We start from the raw sequence: 977 nt of genomic DNA, 5'->3' as shown, positions 1-977 counted from the left end.
CGCGATACACGGTGGCGCTGGGACGATTTTACGAGAGCAGATGAGTGATGAGCTTAAAGCTGGCATCGTTGAAGCATTAGAAAAGTCCGTATTGTCGGGGCATCAAATCCTTGAGTCAGGTGGTGATGCATTGGATGCGGTTGTTGCCGCGGTGAAAGTGATGGAAGACAGTCCACACTTCAATGCAGGTAAAGGTTCGGTACTGACACATGACGAATTCGTAGAGATGGATGCGTCTGTGATGCATGGTAGAGAAATGGATGCGGGGGCGGTGGCTGGAGTTCGACACATTCGCAACCCAATTGAGTTAGCGCGCGATGTGATGAAAAAGAGTGATCACGTGTTATTGATTGGTGAAGGTGCAGAGAAGTTTGCCTTCGAGAACGAATATGAGTTTACCGAGCAAGATTACTTCTTTACCGAGCGTCGTTACGATCAACTGCAGTCAATGAAAGAGAAAGACATCTTTGCCCTATCTGAAGCGAAATATGATGAACAACACGCCGAGAAATACCCAGATGATGAAAAGTACGGCACGGTTGGCGCTGTAGCATTAGATCAAGCCGGTAATCTAGCTGCGGCGACCAGTACCGGTGGGGGCACCAATAAAAAGTACGGACGTGTTGGAGATTCGCCAATCATTGGTGCGGGCACTATCGCTGAAAATGGTAATGTTGCGGTTTCTGCAACCGGGATGGGTGAGTTCTTCCTAAGAAAAATGGTCGCGAGTGATGTAGCTGCCCGTATGCGTTATCTCACAGAAGACGTTCATACTGCATGTGAACATATCATCCAAGGTGAATTGAAAGCGATGGGTGGTGAAGGTGGCCTAATTGCCATTGATGGCCAAGGTGAGATTCACTTCGGCATGAATAGCTCTGGAATGTATCGTGCGAGCGTTGATGTCAACGGTGTGGTTGAGGTGAAAATCTACGCCGATGATTAAGCGGCCTTGCAGGCGAGGCTTAGTCGTTAAC

1 protein-coding gene is annotated in these 977 nt (G+C 48.6%); it reads left to right on the top strand.

Annotation, left to right across the window (positions count from 1 at the left end; all coding sequences use genetic code 11):
• The coding region (locus tag KIV40_RS26745) for an isoaspartyl peptidase/L-asparaginase (RefSeq protein WP_285352211.1) at nt 1-946 on the top strand (946 nt) is incomplete at its 5' end.
• Between the last annotated feature and the right edge of the window lie 31 nt (nt 947-977).

It is taken from the genome of Vibrio sp. D173a (genome assembly GCF_030248475.1).
Note: the sequence above shows the minus strand (reverse complement) of the source record. Positions and strands in the feature narration are given on the sequence as shown.